Origin of the sequence: Curtobacterium sp. C1 (assembly GCF_021049325.1) — a bacterium.
Classification (GTDB): domain Bacteria; phylum Actinomycetota; class Actinomycetes; order Actinomycetales; family Microbacteriaceae; genus Curtobacterium; species Curtobacterium citreum.
The window spans coordinates 3,363,408-3,383,167 of the sequence record NZ_CP088076.1; the positions used below are offsets into that span (position 1 = coordinate 3,363,408).

Consider the following 19,760-nt stretch of genomic DNA (forward strand, 5'->3'; position numbering starts at 1 on the left):
GGGTGGACGGCGCGTCAACGCTGTCCGTCCGCCGCGACGAGCTCGAGCTGCGTCAGGCGCAGGTCGGTCACCGCGGTGAACCGGAACGACGTGCCGACGCTCTGCAACCGGAACACCCGGGTCTGCCCCGGCCACGCGAACGCGGCGTCCCGCACCGACGCCCGGGCCTCGCCGAGCGACACGTCCCACGAGTACGACCCCGGCTCCGCCACCGTGACGGTGTACAGCGACGCGGGCACCTCCGGCACCGCGAACGCGACCCCGGACCCTGCGGCGAGCGCCGTCACGGTCCGCCCGGTGTCGTCCGCCAACGCGGCAGCAGCCCCCGTCACGCCGCCGGGCAGCAGGTCCCACGGCACGTCCCGGTACCCGTGCACCTCGGACGCGGACAGCGGCCGGGTGTCCGCCGCCCACCCGGTGGGCTCGCCGGACAGCGTGAACACGATCCGCGACGCCCCGACCACGACCGCGTGCGGGATGCTCACGGACGTCCACGGTTCGCCGTCGACCGTCACCGACGCGACGTAGGGGCCCGACGAGTCACCCGCGACCTCGATCACCGTCGGCGATCCACCCGACGCCCCACCAGCGGGTCGCAGCACCGTCCGCCGGACCGACGGCGGCACGAGCACGTACGCCCCCGTCGACGGCGTCAGCGGGTACAGCCCGATCGTCGCGAGGACGTACCAGGCGCTCATCTCGCCGTTGTCCTCGTCGCCGGGGTACCCCTGCCCGAGGTCCGACCCGACGAACAACCGCTCCAGGCACTCCCGGACGACGCGGTGCGCCAGGTCGTGGCGCCCGGTGGCCATCGGGAAGAACGGGATGTGGTGCGCGGGCTGGTTCGACAGCCCGAGCATGCCCATCCGCACGTCGCGCGCCTCGGTCATCTCGTGGATCGCGAAGCCGTAGGACCCCGAGTGCACGGTCGCGCCGGTCTCCGGGGTCGCGAAGAACCGGTCGATCGCCGTGTCGAAGCGCTCGGGGCCGCCGTGCAGGTCGACGACGCCCGCCGGGTCGTGGGGTGCGGTGAACGCCGTCCCGTAGGCGTTGGTCTCGGTGTAGTCGTCGCCCCAGTCGCGCGGGTCGAACTCCGTCCCCACCCGCCACGAGCCGTCGGGGTCGCGGCCGACGAAGAACCCGCGCTCGGCGTCGAACACGTTCCGGTACTGCAGCGAGCGGCGCGCGAACCACTCCGCCTCGGCCTCGTACCGGGCCAGGTCGTCCGCGGTCGTCGCCCGCGATGCGAGCAGGCCCGCCATCACCGCGAGACCCCAGTCGTTGATCGCCGCGTCGAGGGTCCAGCTCATGCCCTCGTGCGTCTCCGTGTCGACGTGGCCGCGGAACACGGCCGGGAGGATCCCCTTCCGTCCGACGCGCTCGTCCCGTGCCGGGACGGTCGCGTTCCGCACCGCGCTCCGGTACGCCGTCGCCAGGTCGAAGCCGGTGACGCCCTTCACGGCGAGGTCCGCGAAGACCGTGTCACTCGTGGTGCCGGTCATGCAGTCCTCGGCGCCGGGGGCACTCCACCGCGGCGTCCACCCGCCGTCCCGGAAGTGGCCGACGACCCCCTCGGCGAGCGCACCCGCCCGGTCCGGGGTGAGGAGCGCGAGGAGCGGCCAGGCGGTCCGGTAGGTGTCCCAGAACCCGTTCGTGGTGCTGAGGGGGCCCTCGACGACCTCGGGGCCCGGGGCGTCGCGGATCGGCTCGGCGAGGACGTCGCCGTACGGGGAGCGGTACCGCGGGACGCCGTCTCGTGCGGTCTCCCCCGCGGTGAGCGGGAACAGGAAGAGCCGGTACAGGCCGGAGTACAGCGAGACGAGCTGGTCCGGTGTCGCTCCCTCGACCTCGAGCGTGCCGAGGGCGGCGGTCCAGGCGGCCTCGGCCCGCGCGCACATCGTGTCGACGTCCCCGGCGGCACGGGCGTTCGCGCGGGCGTCCTCGATCGAGACCGTCGAGATGCCGAGCACCACGTCGGTGTGCCCCGCGGCGGCGCCGTCGACCTGCACCCAGCCGCGGAGCATGCCGTCCCGGACGACCGTGCGGTCCGCGGTGGCTCCGGCGATCCGGACGTGCAGGTGGTGCGGCGGGGTGCCGGGCCGGTCGTCGAGCAGGCACTCCACCACGGCCGTGCCGTCGACGATCGTCACCGAGACGTCGTCGACGCGGCCGTGGTGGTCGAGGACGACGGCCCGGGTGCCGGTGAACCGGAACCCCAGGGCGAACTCCCCCGCGGTCATCGTCGCGGTGACGCCCTGGTCGAGGGCGACGCGGTAGCGGTGCGGCCCGTCCTGCTCGTCGTCGTGGTCGAAGCCCAGCGCCCGGGCGGTCCGGTCGACGTCCGGCTCGTCGAGCGGGGACGGCATGAGCTGGAACACCCCGCGGTCGGCCATCCAGGGCGACGGCAGGTGGCTCGTGGCGAAGCCCTGCAGCGCGGACCGGACGCGGCCGTCCGGCTCCGTCCGGGCGTGCTCCTGGTACGCGTACGGCCAGTGGCTGCTCGACGCGTCGGTCATCGGCAGGCCGAGCACCCCGCCGTGCGGCACCCCGACGACCGGTGCGGTGTTGCCGCGCGAGGACCGCGACGACGACTGCGTGCCGCGGGTCGTGCGGACGTGGTCGATCGGCCGTGCCGGCTCCGGGCGCGCCGGTCCGATCCGGACCGCGTCGAACCAACCGCGCAGCGCCGGGCGCTCCCCGTCGTCGTCCGCAGCCGGTCCGGCGGCGCCGAGCCGTGCCTCCAGGCGGTCCACGACGGCACCCGCGAACGGCGTGAGGTCGACCGCGCGACGGTTCCACTGGTCGACCCACTGCGTCTTCGCCGCCGCCTGGGCCGCGGGCGTCAGGCCGGCGCCGTACTGGTCGTGGGCGGTGTCGCTCAGCCGTCGGCCGTCGGTCAGGACGACGTCGAGGCCGGCGGCCGTCGCGTCCCAGAAGTGCGCGAGGTCCGCCTCGTCGGGTTCGTCGTGACCGGCCGGCAGGGTGCGCTCGGGGAACCATACCCACGACAGCTCGTCTCCGGGTGCGATCACCCGTCCGGCGAAGCCGGGCAGGACCCCCTCGACCGTCGTCTCCCCCGCCGGGCGTTCGAGCAGCCAGGCCTCGGCGGAGTCCCAACCGACCCCGCCCCGGGCCGCCACCGCCGTCGTCGGGCCACCGCTCCGTCGCAGTTCACGCACCCGACGACCCTATTTCCTCCAGGGTGTCGACGAAACCCCTGCGCAGCCGCCGTCAGCCGACGGTCGGCGTGGTCGGCAGGGTCTCGCCGACCGTCGTGTCGGCCGGGTCCTTCTTGTCCTTGCCCTTGCCGTTGTCGTTCCCCGGCCCACTGTTGCTGCCGGGGCCGGCGTTGCCCTGATCGGTACCGCCCTGCGGGGACTGGACCGGGTTCGAGGCGGGCCCGCCCGGCTGGGGTCCGACGGTCGGGTCGTCCGCCGGCGAGCTCGGCTGCTGCTCGGGCTCGCTCGGCTGCTCCTGGGGCTGGCTCGGCTGCTGCTCCGGCTCGCTGGACTGCTCCTGCGACGGCTCGCTGCTCGGTTCCTCGGCCGGTTCGCTCGACTGCTGGGTCGGCTGGCCGGACTCCGTCGGCGCCGGCGTGCTCGAGCCACCGCCCAGGGCGACGACCGCGACGACGATGCCGGCGAGCACCAGGATGCCGATGACCACCGCCGCGATGACCGGCCCGCGACGGCGTCGCCCGTCGTCGTCCGTCCGCCGGGCGGCCCCGCCGCCGCCGCCCGCGCCGGACCCTGCGGCGGCACCGCCGGCCGCAGCACCGCCTGCCGCAGCACCGCCGGCTGCCGCCGCCCCGGCCGCACCGGCACCCGCACCGCCGCGCTGGGCTCCGAGCACGGTCGTCGCGACGTCGTCCTGCCCCGCTGCGCGACCGGGCTGCCCGAGCACGGCCGTCCGGTCGTACGCCTGCGTGGGCGCTTCCGTGCCGCCCGTCGGCATCGCCTGCGTCGCCTGGTCGCCGTGCGCTGCGTCCGGGGCCCCGGCACCGAGGAGCGCACCGGCGGCACCCGCGGCCGCCCCCGCTGCGCCACCGGCCGCGCGGGTCATCGTCCCCGGCCCTGCCGGCAGCAGCTGCGTGGCGGGCGCGGCGTCGTCACGGCCCAGGGCACGGAGTCGCTGCGCGGCCTCGGCGGCGCTCGGTCGGTCGGCGGGGTCCTGCGCCGTCATCACGTGCAGCAGGGTCCGCCAGGCCGTCGGCAGGTGCTGGTCGATCTCCGGGCCGCGGGCGAGTCGCGCGGTCGCCGACTCCACCGCGCTGCCGGGGAACGGCCGCTTCCCGGTCAGGCACTCGAGCAGCACGAGGCCGAGCGCGTAGACGTCGGCCTTGCCGGTGACCTCGTGGCCCGTGACCTGCTCCGGCGAGATGTAGGCGGCGGTGCCCATCACGGTGCCGGTGCCGGTCACCCGGGCGGCGTCACGGAGCAGGGCGATCCCGAAGTCGGCGAGCTTCACGTGCTCGCCGTCACTCTCGAGCAGGACGTTCGCGGGCTTCACGTCGCGGTGCACGATGCCCTGCGCGTGGACCGCCGCCAACCCGTCGGCGACCTGCGCACCGAGGCGCGCCGTGGTCGCCGGGTCGAGGACGCCCTCGTGCAGACGGGTGGCGAGGTCGCTCCCGGGGACGAGCTCCATCACCAGGTACGAGTCGCCCTCGTCGTCGTCGAGCGCCGCGTCGTAGAGCGTGACGAGCGCGGGGCTGCGGAGCGCCGCGAGCGTGTGGATCTCGGCCTCGGCGCGGGCGCGCTCCCCGTGGTCGACGGCACCGATGCGGAAGACCTTGACCGCCACCTCGCGGCCGAGCTGCTCGTCCACCGCCCGGTAGACGGAGGCCATGCCACCGTGTCCGAGCGTCCCGGTGACGCGGTACCGACCGCCGAAGACCCGTTCTGCCATGCCCCGGAACCTACCGTGACGACCTGACCGGGGACGACCCGCGGACCGGGTCGGCGCCGCGGTGCAGGGCCGTCAGGTACAGCCGGTGCGCGGTGATCACGATCGCCAGCCAGGCCGCCCCGAGGGCCCACGCCGCCAGGACGTCGGTGGTCCAGTGGTGGCCGAGGAAGACCCGCGAGACGCCGATCGACAGCACGAACAGGGTGCCGACGACGATCGTCCACACCCGGGTCACGGTGCGCGTCTGGCGCAGGATGAGCAGGTACACGATCGTGCCGACGACCACGGTGGCGTTGAGCGTGTGACCGGACGGGAACGAGGGCGAGTGCTCGTACGGCGGCACCGCGTCGGTGAGCGGCGGACGGGCCCGGCCGATCAGGTCCTTGCCCGCGATGGTCATGAGGAGCGATCCGCCGCTCGCCGCGACGAGCAGCACGAGCGGCGTCCAGGCGCGCCGCTGGACCGTGAAGCCGACCAGGAACAGCACGGCGACGATCGGCATCCCGACCGTGCCGGCGATGTCGGTCCACCACGTGACGAGCCGGTCGGCCGCCGGTGAGCGCATCGTGAGCATCCAGTCGAGCACCGGACGGTCGAGCACGGCGACGTCGTCGTGCTCGCGGACGGCGTCGTAGACCTCGGACGCCGCCCAGGTCGCCGTGACCGCGATCCCGATGCCGACCAGGAGCGTCAGGACCAGGAGCGGCAGCGCCCCGTACCGTCGGCCGAGCGCCGCCCAGGCCTCGGCGACGGCGTGCCCGGCGCGGGACCGCCACGAGGTCAGGTCGACGACACCGACGTGCCGGTCCTGCGGGGCGGCGGCGCGCTCGGCGTCGACGACACGACGCGCGACGGCGTCGGCGGTGCCCTCCGGCTCCTCGTGGTCTCGCTGCTGCTGCATCGACCCACCCTGCCCGCCCGCACCTGCGAGCGCACGGCCCCGGGCCGCGCCGTCCGCGCGCGGCCGTCCCGGGTGCGGCCGTCCCGGGCGCGGTCGTCAGTCCTTCGCGGCCCCGTAGTCGCGGACGGTCGACACCGTGAGCGGGAACACCACGGGGAAGTCCCGGAACAGCAGGCGTCCGGCGTCCACCGCGGCGGCACGCACCTGCTCGGCCACCCACTCGGCGTGCTCGACCGGGGTGTGCACGACGAGCTCGTCGTGCACGAAGAACACCAGGTGCGGCCCGTCGGTGACCGGCCCCGGGAACCGCGTCAGGAGCCGGGTGCGCAGGGACCCCATCCACGCGAGCGCCCACTCCGCCGCCGTGCCCTGCACGACGAAGTTCCGGGTGAACCGCCCCCAGCTCCGCGCCCGCGACTCGACGGCCCGCTGCTGCGCCGGGGTGCCGTCCACCGACCACGCCCGCGCCCGTGCCGCCGCGGACGCCGCGTCCGGCACCGGCGAGGTCCGTCCGAGCAGGGTCGTCACCGGCTCCCCGCGCTCCCCCGCTCGGGCCGCCCGGTCGACCAGTCCGAGCGCCGCCGGGAACGCCCGCGCCAGCCGGGGCACGAGCCGGCCGCCGTCGCCCTGCGTGGCGCCGTACATCGCACCGAGCATCGCGCCCTTCGCCTGCTGCCGGGTCTCGACCGCACCCGAGGCCACCACGCCGTCGTACAGGTCGCGGCCGTCCCCCGCCGCCGCCATCGCCCGGTCACCGGACATCGCCGCGAGGACCCGCGGCTCGAGCTGCGCCGCGTCAGCGACCACGAACGTCCAGCCCTCGTCCGCGACGACCGCGGACCGGACCGTCCTCGGGAGCTGCATGGCGCCGCCGCCGTCCGCCGCCCAGCGCCCGGTCACCACGCCGCCGACCAGGTACTTCGGGTGGAACCGCCCGTCCTGCACCCACTCGTCGAGCCAGGTCCACCCGTTCGCCGTCATCAGCCGCGACAGCTTCTTGTACTCGAGCAGTGGCGCGATGACCGGGTGCTCGAGCTCCTGCAGCTCCCACTTCCGGGTGCTCGCGACCATCAGGCCCGCCGCACGGAGGGACCGCAGCACGTCGGTCGGCGAGTCCGGGTTGAGCGTCGGGTCCGCCAGGTGCCCGCGGATCACGACGGCCAGCTCCTCGAGCCGACGGGGTCGGACGCCCGGCGGGACCCGCGGGCCGAGCGCGTCCTCGAGCAGCCGGGCGTGCACGTCCGCCCGCCACGGCAGCCCGGCGTGCAGGATCTCGGCGGCGACCAGCGCACCGGCCGACTCCGCGGTGGTCAGCAGGCGCATGGCGCCCGGCGCGGTGGAGGTCGCGACCGCGTCGAGCTGCGCGCGCAGCTCGGCCACCGGGTCGGCCGCGTCGTCGGCCGGTGCGACCGTGAACAGTGCGTCGTCGAAGAGCGACGCCTGCGTCGGTCGGGTGACCCGTGCCTCCTGGCCGGGGTCGTCCCACGCGTCGGGCGGAGCCGCCGCGAGCGCGGTGCCCCGTGTCGCGAGCGCGCCGCGCAGGATGCGGCGCACGAGGCGCAGGTCGGTGCAGCGGCCGACGCGGCCGCCGGCCCGTAGGACGGCCGGGTACCAGCGTGCGGTGTCGTCCCAGACCCACCGGACGTCCGGTCCGTCGTGTGCCGCGACGAAGGCCGGGAGGCGCGGCTCGTCCAGGCGGGTCGGCTCGCCCGCCGACGCCCCCGCGTCGGTCAGGGGCGTCGCGGTGACGCCGCCGTCGACGCGGTGGAGGACCAGGTGCACCCCTCGATCATGCCGCGCACCACCGTCCTCCCCCGCCGGTCCGCTCGCTGCCGCTGCCGCCGCTGCTGTTCCGCGAAACGCAAGGTCGGCGGTTCCTCGCAGCGGTACTGCGCTGCGAGGAACCGCTGTCGTTGCGTCCTGCGAGTCCGGATCGGGTCAGTCGGTTCGTGGGTCCGACGCGTCGGCGTCGCCGGGACGCACCGCGGCGGTGTCGGCGACGTCGATCCGGACGTCTCCGTCCTCGGCCCGTGAGACGGCGACCCGCGGATCGGCGTCGTGCGCGTCGGAGCCCGACATCCGGCGGAGGGTGTCCTGGCGCCGCTCCTCGAAGCTCATGTCGACGCCGTCGTCCAGGTGGTCACGGTCGGGCTCGCTCATGGCGCGGACGCTACCCGCCAGCCGCCGACCGCCCTCCGATCCCAGGGCGACCGGGCGCGGGGCAGCCGCGTGCAGGTGAGCCGCGCTCGTCGATTGGGTGCGTGAAGTGGACAGCCGCCATGATGTCCGGATGGCAACGAACACCGCGCGACCGCTCGGCTGGCGGCCGGTGGACCCGGACGACGTGCCGATCCACGCCGTGGTCCGCTACCGGGACCGCGGGCGGACGGTCGCGGGCACCGCGGTGGACGTCCTCGACGCCGGCGACCGCCCCTCGCTCATCGTGCGCGCCGACGACGGGCAGCACCACGTCGCTCCGGGATCGACCCGCCTGGAGATGCTCGAGGACTGACCGGCGCCTCCGGTCGGTCCCGACGCTGGCGAACCGCCGCTCAGCCGACCGCCACGGGAGCCGTTCCCGTCCGCGCCGTCCAGTGCCCTCCCGACGCCAGGCGCTCGCGCACGGCATCGACCAGGCGGCCGGCCCCCGGTCCGGCGCCGGGACGGAGGACGAACTTCACGACGCTGGCGTCGCCCTCCGTGGCGTCGTCCGGTCCGGGGGGATCCAGGTGGAACCGTCGCGCGAAGCGCACGGTGTTCGACCCCGCTCCGAGCACCTCGGGCAGCCCCGGGTCGAGCAGCCACGAGCGACACCGCCACCGCTTCGCGCTGTGAGCGGGCGAGAGTGCACGCAACAGGTCCGGTGCGGCGGCGAAGGACCGGTCGCAGGCAGCGGGGTCCAGCGGACCGGTCTCCGGGACGTGCACACCCCACGCGGGGTCGCCGGACGCAGTGCGGTCACCCAGCTCGTACTGCAACCGACCGATCTGCACGACCCGGCCGGAGAGCACCGCGCAGAACCATCCGAGACCGGTGCCGTCCAGCCCGTACCGCGCGAGCTTGCGGTCGACGTCCGCGACCGAGGCCGTGGCGTCGGCGCCCGGGAGACCGTGCGCGCGCAACCACTCGGCCGTCGCCGGACGTGCGGCTCGGAGCACCGCGACCGTTGCGTCGTGCCGGTCCTCCGTCCGGACTGGGTCGAGCGCGGTGCGGAGCTGCTCGGCGATCCGGTCCGGGTCCGACACGGTGCCGAGTGCGGCGAGCAGCACCGCGTGCGCGGCCCGCTCCGGGGCGGCGGTCACCCGTACGGCCCGCACCGGGCCGCGGGCCGCACGGCCGGCGTCACTTGAGCCCCGACGACGCGAGACCGTCGATCACCCGACGCTGCAGGACGATGAACATGACGAGCACCGGGGCCATCGCCATCAGGCTGGCAGCCATGAGCACCGGGTAGTCGATCGTCCGGTCGCTCGACAGGGTCGCCAGCCCCGCCGCGAGCGGCATGTCCTCTGCTCGGGTCGACACCACGAGGGGCCAGAGCAACTCGTTCCACGACCAGAGCACCGTCGTGATCGCGAGCACGCTGATCGAGGGCCGGGCGAGCGGCAGCATGATCCGCCAGAACGTCTGGAAGGGGTTCGCGCCGTCCATCCGCGCAGCCTCCTCGAGTTCGGGCGGCATGTTCAGGAAGGCCGTCCGCATGAGGAAGGTCCCGAACGCGCTGAACAGCCCCGGAGCGACGATCCCCATGAGGGTGTCGAGCCACCCGAGCCCTTGCACGATCTGGTACTGCGAGATGAGGTACACCTGCGACGGCACGAGCAGGATCGACAGCACGATCGCGAGCAGGACCGCGCGGCCGCGGAAGCGCATCCTGGCGAAGGCGTACCCGGCGAGCGTGCAGAGCACGATCTGCGCGGCGGTGCGGATGACGGTCACCAGCACCGACGTGCCGAGCTGACTCAGGAACGGGAGCCGCTCGACGACCTGCGCGTAGTTGCCCCACTGCAGCACCCCGGGCCAGAACGTCGGGGTGACCGACTGCACCTGCGCGTTCGTCGACAACGACATGATGATCTGCCACAGGAACGGGAAGGCCATCACGAACCCGCCGACGCCGAGCACGACGTGGATCCACCAGTGACTGCCCTGCCGGCGTCCGGGTCGCCGCCCGGTCCGGATCGTCGTCGTCGTCATGACTGCGCCCACCTCCGTTGCACGCGGAACTGCACGAGGGTGACGATGCCGATGAGCACGAAGATCACCATCGCGATCGCAGCCGCGAAGCCCTTGTCGTTGTCGATGAACCCGGCGCTGTAGAAGTAGAAGACGAGCGACATCGTCTTCGGGATGACCGGGTTGGTGCTGCCGAGGATCGCGTAGAGCAGGTCGAACAGCTGGAAGCTCGAGATCGTCGTGACGATGAGCACGAAGAAGATGCTCGGTCGCAGCAGCGGCACGGTCACCGAGCGGAACTGGCGCCACCGGGAGGCGCCGTCGAGCTCGGCTGCCTCGTAGAGCTCCGGCGGGATGTCCTTGAGCCCGGCGCCGAGGATGATCATCGAGAACCCGAGGGACGACCACAGTCCGACGAGGCTGACCGCGACGAGCGCGAAGCCCGGTGTCGAGATCCAGTACGGGCCGTCGACGCCGAACCGTCCGAGGAACCAGTTGACGATGCCGTAGTCGCCGTTGAACATGATCCGCCAGACGAGCGCGATCGCAGCCGGCATCGCCACGTAGGGCAGGAAGAACAGCACGCGGTAGAACTGGGCGAACCGCAGGCCCGGGGTGTTCAGCAGGCTCGCGAGCCAGACCGCGATCGGGATGCCGAGGAGCACGATGACCGTGTAGACGACGGTGTTGAGCAGGGACTGGTACAGCTGCGGGTCGGACACGAGCCGCACGTAGTTCGCGAGGCCGCTGAAGGTCGCTCCGCCGAACACGCCCCACGTCGTGAACGAGAACCAGAAGGTCTGGATGATCGGCCAGATGTAGAAGGTCCCGACGCCGAGGAGCAGCGGGAGGACGAACAGCCAGGGCCAGACGCCGTCGGAGCGATGCTCGGGACCGGACGTGGGTCGGGCCGGGACCCCGTGGGAGCTCCGGGCCCGGGCCCCGGACGCGGTGCGCGTCCGGGGCGGGGCGTCGTCTGCGGTGCGGGACCGCTCGGTGTCGATGGTCACGGTCGGCCGCTCACTGTTCCTTCGCGAGGGCAGCGTCCATCTTCTCGGTCAGCTCCTTCGCGACCTGGTCGACGGGCGTCGAGCCGTCGAAGGCGCTCGGCAGCAGGTTCGTCTCGAGCGTGTTCCAGGCGGCGGTGTTCTTCGAGACGGGCAGCGGCTTCGCGTAGTCCACGGCGTCCAGGAAGACCTGGAGGTCGGCGTCCGGCATGGTCTTGGTGAAGGCGTCCTGCGTGCCCTCGTAGGCCGGGATCACCGCGCCCATGTCGCCCTGCTGCTGCTGGGCGGCCTTGCTCGCGAGGTAGACCTGCAGCGCCTGGGCCGCCGCCTTGTTCTTCGAGTTCGCGGACACCACGTTGGAGACGCCGTGGATGACGGTGGCCTGCTCCTTGCCCTTGGGCAGCGGGTAGACAACGACGTCCGTCTCGAGGTCGGTGCCGGTCAGGGCCGAACGGAACCAGCTGCCGCCCTGGTACATCGCGAGCTTGCCGGAGGTGAACCACTGGTCCGCCGTGGTGTCGGTGAGCTGCTTGATCGAGGGCGAGGCACCCGACTTGATGAGGTCGGTCCAGAACTGCAGGCCTTCCTCCGACGCCTTCGAGTCGTACTCCGACTTCTTGCCGTCGTCACCGAGGACGCTGCCGCCGGCCTGGAGGATCGTGTCGTAGTAGGTGGTCTGTCCGTCCATGCCGCCGGCTGCGCCGTACGCGCCGTCAGCGCGCAGCTTCTGGGACAACTCGGCACCGGTCTCCTGGAACTCGTCCCAGGTCCAGTCCTTCGACGGCATCGGCACGCCGGCCTTCTCGAACAGCGCCTTGTTCATCCAGACGCCGATCGTGTCGAAGTCCTTCGGGACGCCGTACTGCGTGCCGTCGTAGGTGTAGAGGTCGTTCAGCGCGGACGAGTACTTCGCCGGGTCGATCGCACCGGCACGCACCTCGCCGGTGATCGGTGCGAGCTTGCCGTTGGCCGCGTACAGCTGGAAGTTCGGGCCGTTCATCCAGAACAGGTCGGGCAGGGTGTCGCTCGAGCCCTGGGTCTGCAACTTCGTCCAGTAGTTGGCGAACGGCGTCACGTCGACGTTCACCGTGATGTCTGGGTACTCCTTCGCGAAGCCGGCGAGGTTGGCCTTGATCGCCTCGACCTGGTTCTCGTCCCAGACGGCGTAGGTCAGCGTCGCCTTCGTGTCCTTCGCGGCCTGCTCGTAGTCGCCGGAGGCGGAACCGGCGCCGGAGGACGTGCTGCATCCGGCGAGGAGCGCCGTGGCACTGACGGCGGCCAGGACGCCGAGCAGGGCGCGGCGGAGACCGGGCCGCCGGGCGGAGGTGGGTGCGGGCATCGGGGTGTCCTTTCGCGAGTCCGTCAGCGGGTGACGGCCGGGGTGGTGCTGAAGTGGGCGATCGTCGACGGCCGGAGCGGCGGGACGTCGATCGGGACCGATCCGTTGCGGAGCGATCGGGTGGCCAGGGCGCCGGCGGCGACCGCGGCCCGGGCGGCGAGCGGTGAGAGGGTCGTCGGTTCCCCGAGTGCGACGTGGCGCAGGAACTCGGTCATCGTGAGCAGGTCGGCGTCGGCGTGGCCGGACTCGACCCCGGCGATCGGGTACTCACGGTCGCCCGCGACGTCCCAGCCGCGACGGTGCGTCCACACCTTCACGACGCCGCCACCCGTGTCACCGATGTTCTCGAGACGCCCCTCGGTCCCGATGACCGTGTAGTTGCGCCAGTAGTCCGGCGTGAAGTGGCACTGCTGGTAGCTCGCCTGGACGCCGTTGTCGAGCGTCATCAACACCATGGAGACGTCCTCGACGTCGACGACGGGGTGCAGGCCGGTCTGCGCCAGCGGCGGCCAGTTGTCGAGGGAGAACCAGTCGCCCATCAACTCGCCGCTGCGGTCCCGGCGGTCGGTGACGTCGCCGTACACCGACAGTGAGCCCATGCCGACGACACGGCTCGTCGATCCACCGGCCAGGGCGTGGACGACGTCGAGGTCGTGGCTCGCCTTCTGCAGCAGCAGCGAGTTCACCTTGGAGCGGTCGGCGTGCCAGTCCTTGAAGTAGTAGTCGCCGCCGTTGCCGACGAAGTGCCGGCACCAGACGGCCTTCACCTCGCCGATCTCGCCGCGGTCCACGATCTCGCGCATCAGGCGCACGACGGCCGCGTGCCGGAAGTTGTGCCCGACGTAGAGCGGGGTCCCGGTCTCGGCGGCGGTGTCGAGTACCTCGTCCGCGTCCTCCACGGTCGTGGCGAGCGGCTTCTCGAGGTAGACGGCGATCCCGGCGCGCAGGAGGTCGATCGCGATCGCTGCGTGCGTCCAGTCCGGCGTCGTGACGATCGCGGCGTCCACCTGACCGACGAGCGCCAGGTGGTCGTCCACGACGACGGCGTCGGGGTGCGCGGCCCGTGCCCGGTCGCGACCCTGCTCGGTGACGTCCGCGACGGCGGTGACCCGAGCCTCCAGGTCGGGGGCCGCCGCGGCGGCTTCCGCGACGTGCTGCGCGATCGCGGCGCGCTGCCCCATGCCCACGACGCCCACCCGGATCGGCCGGTCGATGTCCTCGTGCCTCGTGCTCATCTCGCTCCCTTGCGTGATTGTGACGCCCATGATGCCCAATCGATCATGGATGCACAATAGGCGATCAGGGATCGCTCACGGCAAGAGGGGGCCGCGTGATTTCACATGGTGGAAACAGGCGGGTCGGCGCGAGGCCGGACGGTCAGTCGGCGACGACCAGCTCGACACCGGCCGTCGCGAGCGCCGTCGCGAACGCGGGTGCGACCGGCTGGTCGGTGACCAGCACGTCGATGCGGTCGAGCGGGCAGATCCGCGCGAAGGTCGCGCGCTCGATCTTCGTCGAGTCCGCGACCACGACGACGCGGCGACCGACCGACGCGAAGTGGCGGCTCACGTCGGCCTCGCCCTCGTGCACCGTCGTCGCGCCGTACTGCGCACTGAGCCCGTCGACCCCGAGGACCACCACGTCGAGTGCGAACTCGTCGAGCGTGTCCCGCACGAGCGGCCCGACGAGCTCGTAGGACTGCCGACGTGCCACGCCACCCGTGACGACGATCTTGACGTTGGCGCGCACGGACAGCTCGTAGCCGATGTTGAGCGCGTTGGTGACGATCGTGACGCCGAACTCGCCGTCCGCACGCGTGAAACGGTCGCTCTTGCCGAGCTCCCGAGCCACCTCGGTCGTGGTGGTCCCGCCGTTGATCCCCACCGTCTCGCCCGGCTCGACGAGCGCCGCGGCGGCGCGGGCGATCGCGGTCTTCGCCTCGGCCTGCCGGGCGATCTTGTACTGCAGCGGGAGCTCGTACCCGGCCCCGAGGGCGGCGGCGCCGCCGTGCGTCCGGGTCACGAGACGCTGCTCGGCGAGGGTCGCGAGGTCGCGGCGGGCGGTCGCGGGGGAGATCCCGAGCATCTCGCCGATCTCGGCGATCGAGACGTTGCCGCGTTCGCTCACGAGTTCGAGCAGGGCGTTCAGCCGCTGTTGCGGGGTCATGCGCGCAATCCTACGGGCCGCCCGAACGCGCATCGTGATCACCGATGATGTTTTCCCCTTCCGTTGCGCACAATCGCTCGCTACGCTGCCCGACATCGATCACTGGGATCGACCTGGACTGGAAGGCAGCCATGACCGACACCTTCGTGAGCGCCGAGACGGCCTCGCAACCGGAGACCTGGCGTGCGGCAGCGGCGCTCCTGCCGGACGTCGCCGCTGCGCTCCCCCGGCCGGGCGAGCGCGTCGCCGTGGTCGGGTGCGGGACGAGCTGGTTCGTCGCAGCGGCCTACGCGGTGGCCCGTGAACAGGCAGGCCTGGGCGAGACCGACGCCTTCGCCGGCTCGGAGTACCCGACGGGTCGGCGCTACGACCGGGTCGTGACGATCAGCCGCTCGGGGACGACGACCGAGATCGTCGACCTCCTCCGCACCCTCGACGGGCAGGAGACGGTCCTCGTGACCGCGGTACCGGGCAGCCCGGCCACGCACGCGGCACGGCACGTGGTCGCGCTCCCGTTCGCCGACGAGCGGTCCGTCGTGCAGACCCGCTTCGCGACGACGACGCTCGCGCTGCTGCGCGCTGCTCTCGGCGACGACGTCGACGCCCTCGCCGTGCAGGCCGAGGCCGCCCTCGCTGAGCCGATCGACGACCTGCTCGACGCCGAGCAGGTGACCTTCGTCGGTCGGGGGCCGGCCGTGGGACTCACCGCCGAGGCCGCGCTGAAGACGCGGGAAGCGGCGCAGTTTTGGGCCGAGTCCTACCCCGCGATGGACTACCGGCACGGCCCGATCGCGATCGCGCAGCCCGGACGGCTCGTCTGGTCGCTCGGACCGGCGCCCGAGGGCCTGGCGGACGAGGTCGCGGCGACCGGTGCACGCTTCGTGCAGCACGACCTGGACCCGATGGCCGGGCTCGTCGTCGTGCACCGGTTCGCCGTGGCCCTGGCCGAGCGACGCGGCCTCGACCCGGACAACCCGCGTTCCCTGACGCGGTCCGTCATCCTCACCTGATGTCGGGCGTGGTGCTCGGGGTCGACGTCGGCGGGACGACCACCAAGGCGCGGACGATCGACGCCGCGGGGAACGTGCTCGCCGAGCACCGCGTCCCGACCCCGCGGGACGACCCCGGGGCCGAGCGTCTGACCCGGCTCGTGGCCGACCTCGCGGCGACGGCCGCCACGACACATCCGCTCGAGGCGGTCGGTCTCGTCGTGCCCGGCGTCGTGGACGACGACGCCGGGGTCGTCCGGGACGCCGTCAACCTCGGGTGGCACGGGGTGCCGGTCCGCGACATCGCTCGTCGCGCCCTGGACGACCGGGGCCTGTCCGTCCCGGTGGCGTTCGGGCACGACGTGCGGGCCGGCGCCCTCGCGGAGACGTCTGCCCACGACGGCACCCACGCGACCCTGACGTCCGGCGCCGTCGCGTTCGTCCCGGTCGGCACCGGGCTCGCGAGCGCGCTCGTCGTCGACGGACGGGTCGTGTCCGGTGAGGGCTGGGCAGGGGAGATCGGTCAGGTCAGGCTCACGACGGGCCCGCACACCGGTCGCCGCGTCGAGGAGATCGCGTCCGCGGGTGCCGTCGCCCGTCGTACCGGGTGTCCGAGCGCCCGTGCCGCAGCCGACCTGGTGCGGTCCGGCGATCCGCTGGCCGTCACCGTGTGGACCGACTGCGTCGCCGTCCTGGCGGAGGCGCTGGCGTGGACCGCGGCGGTGACCGGCTGTCACACCGTGGTCGTGGGCGGCGGGCTCGCCGAGACGGGCGAGCTGCTCCTCGGCCCGCTCCGCACCGCCGTGGCCGGCCGTCTGCCCGGCCTCCGGACACCGACCCTCGTGCCCGCGCGCCACGGCGACGCCGCCGGTGCCGTCGGTGCCGGCCTGCTCGCCCGCGCCGCCGTCCGGCCCGCCACCGACGAGGCGCACGCCGTCCGGACCGCCACCACCGATGAGCCGCGTGACGCCGCCGTGACCCAGCGGGCCGTGCTCCGGTGAGCCTGCTGCTGCGCGCCCCGCGCATCGTCACCGGCCACGCCGACCTGCTGGATGCCTGGCTCCTCGTCGACGACGCCGGGACGGTCGTCGACACCGGAACGGTCGTCGACGCCGGAACCGGCTCCCGCACCGGGCAGGCTCCGGCCGCGGACGCCGTCCGACACGTCGACGGCACGCTCGTCCCCGGACTCGTCGACCTGCACTGCCACGGTGCCGTCGGGCACGACTTCGCGTCGGCGGCGAGCGAGGACGTGCTGCGCGCCGCCGAGCACCACCGCGCCGCCGGGACCACCGCCCTGGTGGCCTCGGTCGCGACCGGCACGCTGCCGGACACCCTCGCCGCCCTGTACCGCCTCCGACCGTTGGTCGAGGACGGCGTGCTCGCGGGGATCCACCTCGAGGGGCCCTGGCTGTCCCCGGCACGCCGGGGCGCGCACCGTCCGGACCTGCTGCACGCGCCGACCCCGGCCGAGGTCCGCGCCTGCACCGACGCCGCCGGGGACGCCCTCCGCATCGTGACCATCGCCCCGGAGCTCCCCGGGGCACTCGACACCGTCGCTCGTCTGGTCGCCACGGGTGTGGTCGTCGCGGTCGGACACACCGACGCCTCGGCTCGACAGACCCGCCGCGCCGTCGAGGCCGGCGCAACGCTCGTCACCCACCTGTGGAACGGGATGGCCCCCCTGCACCACCGTGAGCCCGGACCGATCGGCGTCGCCCTGACCGACGACCGGCTGCTGCTCGAGTGCATCGTCGACGACCACCACCTGGACGACACCGTGCTCGCGCTCGTGCAGCGCGCCGCGCCCGGCCGCATGGTGTTGGTCTCGGACGCGATGGCCGCGACGGGATGCCCGGACGGAGACCACGAGGTGGCCGGCTCGGCCGTCCGGGTCGTCGGCGGGGTCGCCCGCACCGCGGACGGCTCGTCCCTGGCCGGGAGCACCATCACCGTCGCCGACGCGGCGCGCCGGCTCCTCGCGACGGGGACCCCCCTGACCGAGGTCGTCGCCGCAACCGCCTGCCGACCGTCCCGGTTGCTCGGACGACCGGTCCCCCTGACCCCCGGATCGCCGGCGGACGTGGTGGTCGTCGACGACGACGGCACCTGGCGTCCGCTCGACCCGGGTGCCGATCGGGTGGCGGCGCCGTGATCGTCGTCGTGACCCCGAACCCCGCGGTCGACATCACCTACCGGGTCGCCCGACAGCGCATCGGGGAGACCCAGCGCGTCGTCGACGTGGTCCGTCGGCCGGGCGGGAAGGGACTGAACGTGAACCGCGTGCTCGCAGCGGTCGGCTCGGGCACCCACGCGGTGCTCCCGCTCGGCGGTGCTCCGGGGACCTGGGTCGCCGACGAGCTCGACGCGATCGGGATCGCCCACACCGACGTCGCCCTCGACGAGGACACACGCACGACGGTGACGGTCGTGGACGACGTGGCACACCCGACGATGTTCGGCGAGCCCGGACCCGCGGTCACGTCGGACGAGTGGGGGCGGGTCACCGAGGCGGTTCGCCACCTCTGTCGAGCCCCCGGCACCACGGCACTGGTCGTGTCGGGCTCGCTCCCGCCGGGCACCGACCCCACGGTGCTCGCCGACTGGATCGACGCCGCCCGCGACGCCGGCGTGCCGAGCATCGTGGACTGCGCAGCGGATGCCCTGCTCGCCGCCGCGAGCGCCGGTGCCACGGTCTGCAAGCCCAACCGCGAGGAGCTCCTGGCCGCGACCGGCTCCGCGGACGAGCGCTCCGGGGCCCTCGCCCTCCTGGAACGGGGCGCAGGGCTCGTCGTGGTCTCCCGCGGTGCGCACGGCATCGCGGCGCACACCCGCGCGGGCGTGGTCGCGGAGCCTGCCGTTCCCGGGGTGCGCGGCAACCCGACCGGAGCGGGCGACGCAGCCACGGCGGGACTCGTGACCGCCCTCGTCGATCGAGGCAGCGCGCCCGAGCCGGTGCTGCGGGCAGCCCTCCGATCAGCCGCCGCCTTCGGTGCCGCTGCGGTGCTGCGCCCCGTCGCGGGCGAGGTGGACCCGGAGGACGTCCGCCGGTTCACCCGCGCGAGCGGACGAGCACCCCAGCCCGCGGGCAGCCGCGAGCACGACCACGACCACGACCACGACCACCACCACCGAACCGGGAGCACCCCATGATCACCGACCTCGCCCTCTCGGGCCTGCTCGACCACGCCCGGACCGACGCCCGCGGCGTGGGCGCCTTCAACGTCGTCCTGCTCGAGCACGCCGAGGCGATCGTCCAGGGTGCCGAGCAGGCCGGGCTCCCGGTCGTGCTGCAGATCAGCGAGAACTGCATCCGCTACCACGGCGGGCTGGCGCCGATCACGACCGCGACCCGGGCGATCGCCAGCGCGTCGACCGTGCAGGTCCTCGTCCACCTCGACCACGTCGAGGACCCCGACCTGGTCGCCGCCGGCATCGACCTCGGCGTCGACTCGGTCATGTACGACGGCTCGCGTCTCGAGCCCCGCGCGAACGAGATCGCCACCCGCGGACTCGCGGATCGGTGTCACGCCGCGGGCGTCGCGATCGAGGCTGAACTGGGCGAGGTCGGCGGGAAGGACGGCGTGCACGCCCCGGGCGTCCGGACCGACCCGACGGACGCCGCGGCGTTCGTCGAAGCCACGGGCGTCGACGCCCTCGCCGTCGCGGTCGGGACCTCACACGCCATGCAGACGCGCGAGGCGTCGGTCGACCGCGAGCTCGTCGGACGCCTGCGGGCAGCCGTCCCGGTCCCGCTCGTCCTCCACGGTTCCTCAGGGCTGTCCGACGACGAACTGCGCGGCGCGGTCCGTGCGGGCATGACGAAGGTCAACATCTCGACGCACCTCAACGGGCTGTTCACGCGAGCGCTCCGGGACGTCCTCGACGAACGACCCGACGTCGTGGATCCGCGCCGGTACGTCGCTGCCGGGCGGGACGCCGTCGCTGCGGAGGCCGCTCGTCTCCTCACCCTCCTGCACGGCTGACCGAGAGCGGTCCCGGAGTCCATCACCGGAGACCCAGGAAAAGTCCTGGAAACGCACAAGATGTCCTGCTGAGAACTGTTGCAGCGCGTCGGGAGTAACACTAGTTAGGCAAACTACTCAATCCGACCGGAGGACAGGCAATGCGTTCCGAACACCTCCCCACCGAGCCGATCGACATGGCTGCGCTCCTGCGTGCCCAGACGTCGTCGGCTCCGGGCAACGAACCGCTCGTCCCCGCGGTCGACCTCGCGTCCTGACGCACCCCGGGCCGGCTCCCCCGGCCCATCA

Annotated in this window: 17 protein-coding genes; 6 read left to right on the top strand and 11 right to left on the bottom strand. The window is 73.5% G+C overall.

Annotated elements, in window-relative coordinates:
- Positions 1 to 14: 14 nt before the first annotated feature.
- The 5 genes from LQK89_RS16145 to LQK89_RS16165 all read right to left on the bottom strand — a co-directional run bounded on the left by LQK89_RS16145 (position 15) and on the right by LQK89_RS16165 (position 7,969).
- Entirely contained in the window at positions 15 to 3,179 is a 3,165-nt protein-coding gene (locus LQK89_RS16145) for a GH92 family glycosyl hydrolase (protein ID WP_231049690.1), read from the bottom strand.
- 52 nt (positions 3,180 to 3,231) lie between these two features.
- Positions 3,232 to 4,908, bottom strand: a complete 1,677-nt coding sequence (locus LQK89_RS16150) for a serine/threonine-protein kinase (protein WP_231049691.1) — start codon at positions 4,906 to 4,908, stop codon at positions 3,232 to 3,234.
- Positions 4,909 to 4,918: 10 nt separating this feature from the next.
- Positions 4,919 to 5,809, bottom strand: coding sequence for a phosphatase PAP2 family protein (locus LQK89_RS16155; protein ID WP_231049692.1), 891 nt, complete (start codon positions 5,807 to 5,809; stop codon positions 4,919 to 4,921).
- A gap of 96 nt (positions 5,810 to 5,905) precedes the next feature.
- Positions 5,906 to 7,591, bottom strand: coding sequence for a bifunctional 3'-5' exonuclease/DNA polymerase (locus tag LQK89_RS16160; RefSeq protein ID WP_231049693.1), 1,686 nt, complete (start codon positions 7,589 to 7,591; stop codon positions 5,906 to 5,908).
- Between the two features lie 156 nt (positions 7,592 to 7,747).
- On the bottom strand, positions 7,748 to 7,969 hold the full coding sequence (locus LQK89_RS16165; protein ID WP_058741316.1) for a hypothetical protein: 222 nt from the start codon (positions 7,967 to 7,969) through the stop codon (positions 7,748 to 7,750).
- Between the two features lie 130 nt (positions 7,970 to 8,099).
- Here LQK89_RS16165 and LQK89_RS16170 point away from each other — a divergent pair, with 130 nt between their 5' ends.
- Positions 8,100 to 8,321: a hypothetical protein gene (locus LQK89_RS16170; protein WP_174777283.1), complete on the top strand. Its 222-nt coding sequence runs from the start codon at positions 8,100 to 8,102 to the stop codon at positions 8,319 to 8,321.
- 40 nt (positions 8,322 to 8,361) lie between these two features.
- Here LQK89_RS16170 and LQK89_RS16175 read toward each other — a convergent pair whose 3' ends face one another.
- From LQK89_RS16175 to LQK89_RS16200, 6 genes are all read right to left on the bottom strand, one after another.
- Positions 8,362 to 9,111, bottom strand: a complete 750-nt coding sequence (locus tag LQK89_RS16175; RefSeq protein WP_231049694.1) for a hypothetical protein — start codon at positions 9,109 to 9,111, stop codon at positions 8,362 to 8,364.
- Positions 9,112 to 9,151: 40 nt separating this feature from the next.
- Positions 9,152 to 10,006, bottom strand: coding sequence for a carbohydrate ABC transporter permease (locus LQK89_RS16180; protein ID WP_231049695.1), 855 nt, complete (start codon positions 10,004 to 10,006; stop codon positions 9,152 to 9,154).
- Entirely contained in the window at positions 10,003 to 10,995 is a 993-nt protein-coding gene (locus LQK89_RS16185) for a carbohydrate ABC transporter permease (RefSeq protein WP_231049696.1), read from the bottom strand. Before LQK89_RS16185 ends, LQK89_RS16180 begins: the two co-directional genes overlap by 4 nt.
- Positions 10,996 to 11,005: 10 nt before the next feature.
- Complete coding sequence (locus LQK89_RS16190; RefSeq protein WP_231049697.1) at positions 11,006 to 12,331, bottom strand: ABC transporter substrate-binding protein; 1,326 nt, start codon at positions 12,329 to 12,331, stop codon at positions 11,006 to 11,008.
- A gap of 23 nt (positions 12,332 to 12,354) precedes the next feature.
- Positions 12,355 to 13,566 (bottom strand): Gfo/Idh/MocA family protein, encoded by a 1,212-nt coding sequence (locus LQK89_RS16195; protein WP_231049698.1) that lies wholly within the window; start codon positions 13,564 to 13,566, stop codon positions 12,355 to 12,357.
- A gap of 142 nt (positions 13,567 to 13,708) precedes the next feature.
- Positions 13,709 to 14,497: a DeoR/GlpR family DNA-binding transcription regulator gene (locus tag LQK89_RS16200; protein WP_231049699.1), complete on the bottom strand. Its 789-nt coding sequence runs from the start codon at positions 14,495 to 14,497 to the stop codon at positions 13,709 to 13,711.
- A gap of 131 nt (positions 14,498 to 14,628) precedes the next feature.
- Between LQK89_RS16200 and LQK89_RS16205 the strand changes: the two genes are divergently transcribed.
- The 5 genes from LQK89_RS16205 to LQK89_RS16225 are packed head-to-tail and all read left to right on the top strand — an operon-like array spanning position 14,629 to position 19,472.
- Positions 14,629 to 15,507: an SIS domain-containing protein gene (locus LQK89_RS16205; protein ID WP_231049700.1), complete on the top strand. Its 879-nt coding sequence runs from the start codon at positions 14,629 to 14,631 to the stop codon at positions 15,505 to 15,507.
- Entirely contained in the window at positions 15,507 to 16,487 is a 981-nt protein-coding gene (locus tag LQK89_RS16210) for an ROK family protein (protein ID WP_269145906.1), read from the top strand. Before LQK89_RS16205 ends, LQK89_RS16210 begins: the two co-directional genes overlap by 1 nt.
- The gene (locus LQK89_RS16215) at positions 16,484 to 17,641 is read left to right on the top strand and encodes an N-acetylglucosamine-6-phosphate deacetylase (RefSeq protein ID WP_231049701.1); all 1,158 of its coding nucleotides are present in this window, start codon (positions 16,484 to 16,486) and stop codon (positions 17,639 to 17,641) included. The genes LQK89_RS16210 and LQK89_RS16215 overlap by 4 nt, the downstream gene beginning before the upstream one ends.
- Positions 17,638 to 18,639 carry a 1-phosphofructokinase family hexose kinase gene (locus LQK89_RS16220; protein WP_231049702.1) on the top strand — a complete coding sequence of 334 codons (1,002 nt, stop codon included), beginning with the start codon at positions 17,638 to 17,640 and terminating at the stop codon, positions 18,637 to 18,639. Before LQK89_RS16215 ends, LQK89_RS16220 begins: the two co-directional genes overlap by 4 nt.
- Complete coding sequence (locus LQK89_RS16225; protein WP_231049703.1) at positions 18,636 to 19,472, top strand: class II fructose-bisphosphate aldolase; 837 nt, start codon at positions 18,636 to 18,638, stop codon at positions 19,470 to 19,472. The genes LQK89_RS16220 and LQK89_RS16225 overlap by 4 nt, the downstream gene beginning before the upstream one ends.
- Positions 19,473 to 19,760: the final 288 nt, after the last annotated feature.

Bases quoted from the DNA above. Each gene is read 5' to 3' on its own strand.
- LQK89_RS16170 (WP_174777283.1), top strand. From the start codon at position 8,100: ATGGCAACGAACACCGCGCGACCGCTCGGCTGGCGGCCGGTGGACCCG.
- LQK89_RS16225 (WP_231049703.1), top strand. From the start codon at position 18,636: ATGATCACCGACCTCGCCCTCTCGGGCCTGCTCGACCACGCCCGGACC.
- LQK89_RS16205 (WP_231049700.1), top strand. From the start codon at position 14,629: ATGACCGACACCTTCGTGAGCGCCGAGACGGCCTCGCAACCGGAGACC.
- LQK89_RS16180 (WP_231049695.1), bottom strand. From the start codon at position 10,006: ATGACGACGACGACGATCCGGACCGGGCGGCGACCCGGACGCCGGCAG.
- LQK89_RS16150 (WP_231049691.1), bottom strand. From the start codon at position 4,908: ATGGCAGAACGGGTCTTCGGCGGTCGGTACCGCGTCACCGGGACGCTC.
- LQK89_RS16195 (WP_231049698.1), bottom strand. From the start codon at position 13,566: ATGAGCACGAGGCACGAGGACATCGACCGGCCGATCCGGGTGGGCGTC.
- LQK89_RS16210 (WP_269145906.1), top strand. From the start codon at position 15,507: ATGTCGGGCGTGGTGCTCGGGGTCGACGTCGGCGGGACGACCACCAAG.
- LQK89_RS16200 (WP_231049699.1), bottom strand. From the start codon at position 14,497: ATGACCCCGCAACAGCGGCTGAACGCCCTGCTCGAACTCGTGAGCGAA.
- LQK89_RS16165 (WP_058741316.1), bottom strand. From the start codon at position 7,969: ATGAGCGAGCCCGACCGTGACCACCTGGACGACGGCGTCGACATGAGC.
- LQK89_RS16190 (WP_231049697.1), bottom strand. From the start codon at position 12,331: ATGCCCGCACCCACCTCCGCCCGGCGGCCCGGTCTCCGCCGCGCCCTG.
- LQK89_RS16155 (WP_231049692.1), bottom strand. From the start codon at position 5,809: ATGCAGCAGCAGCGAGACCACGAGGAGCCGGAGGGCACCGCCGACGCC.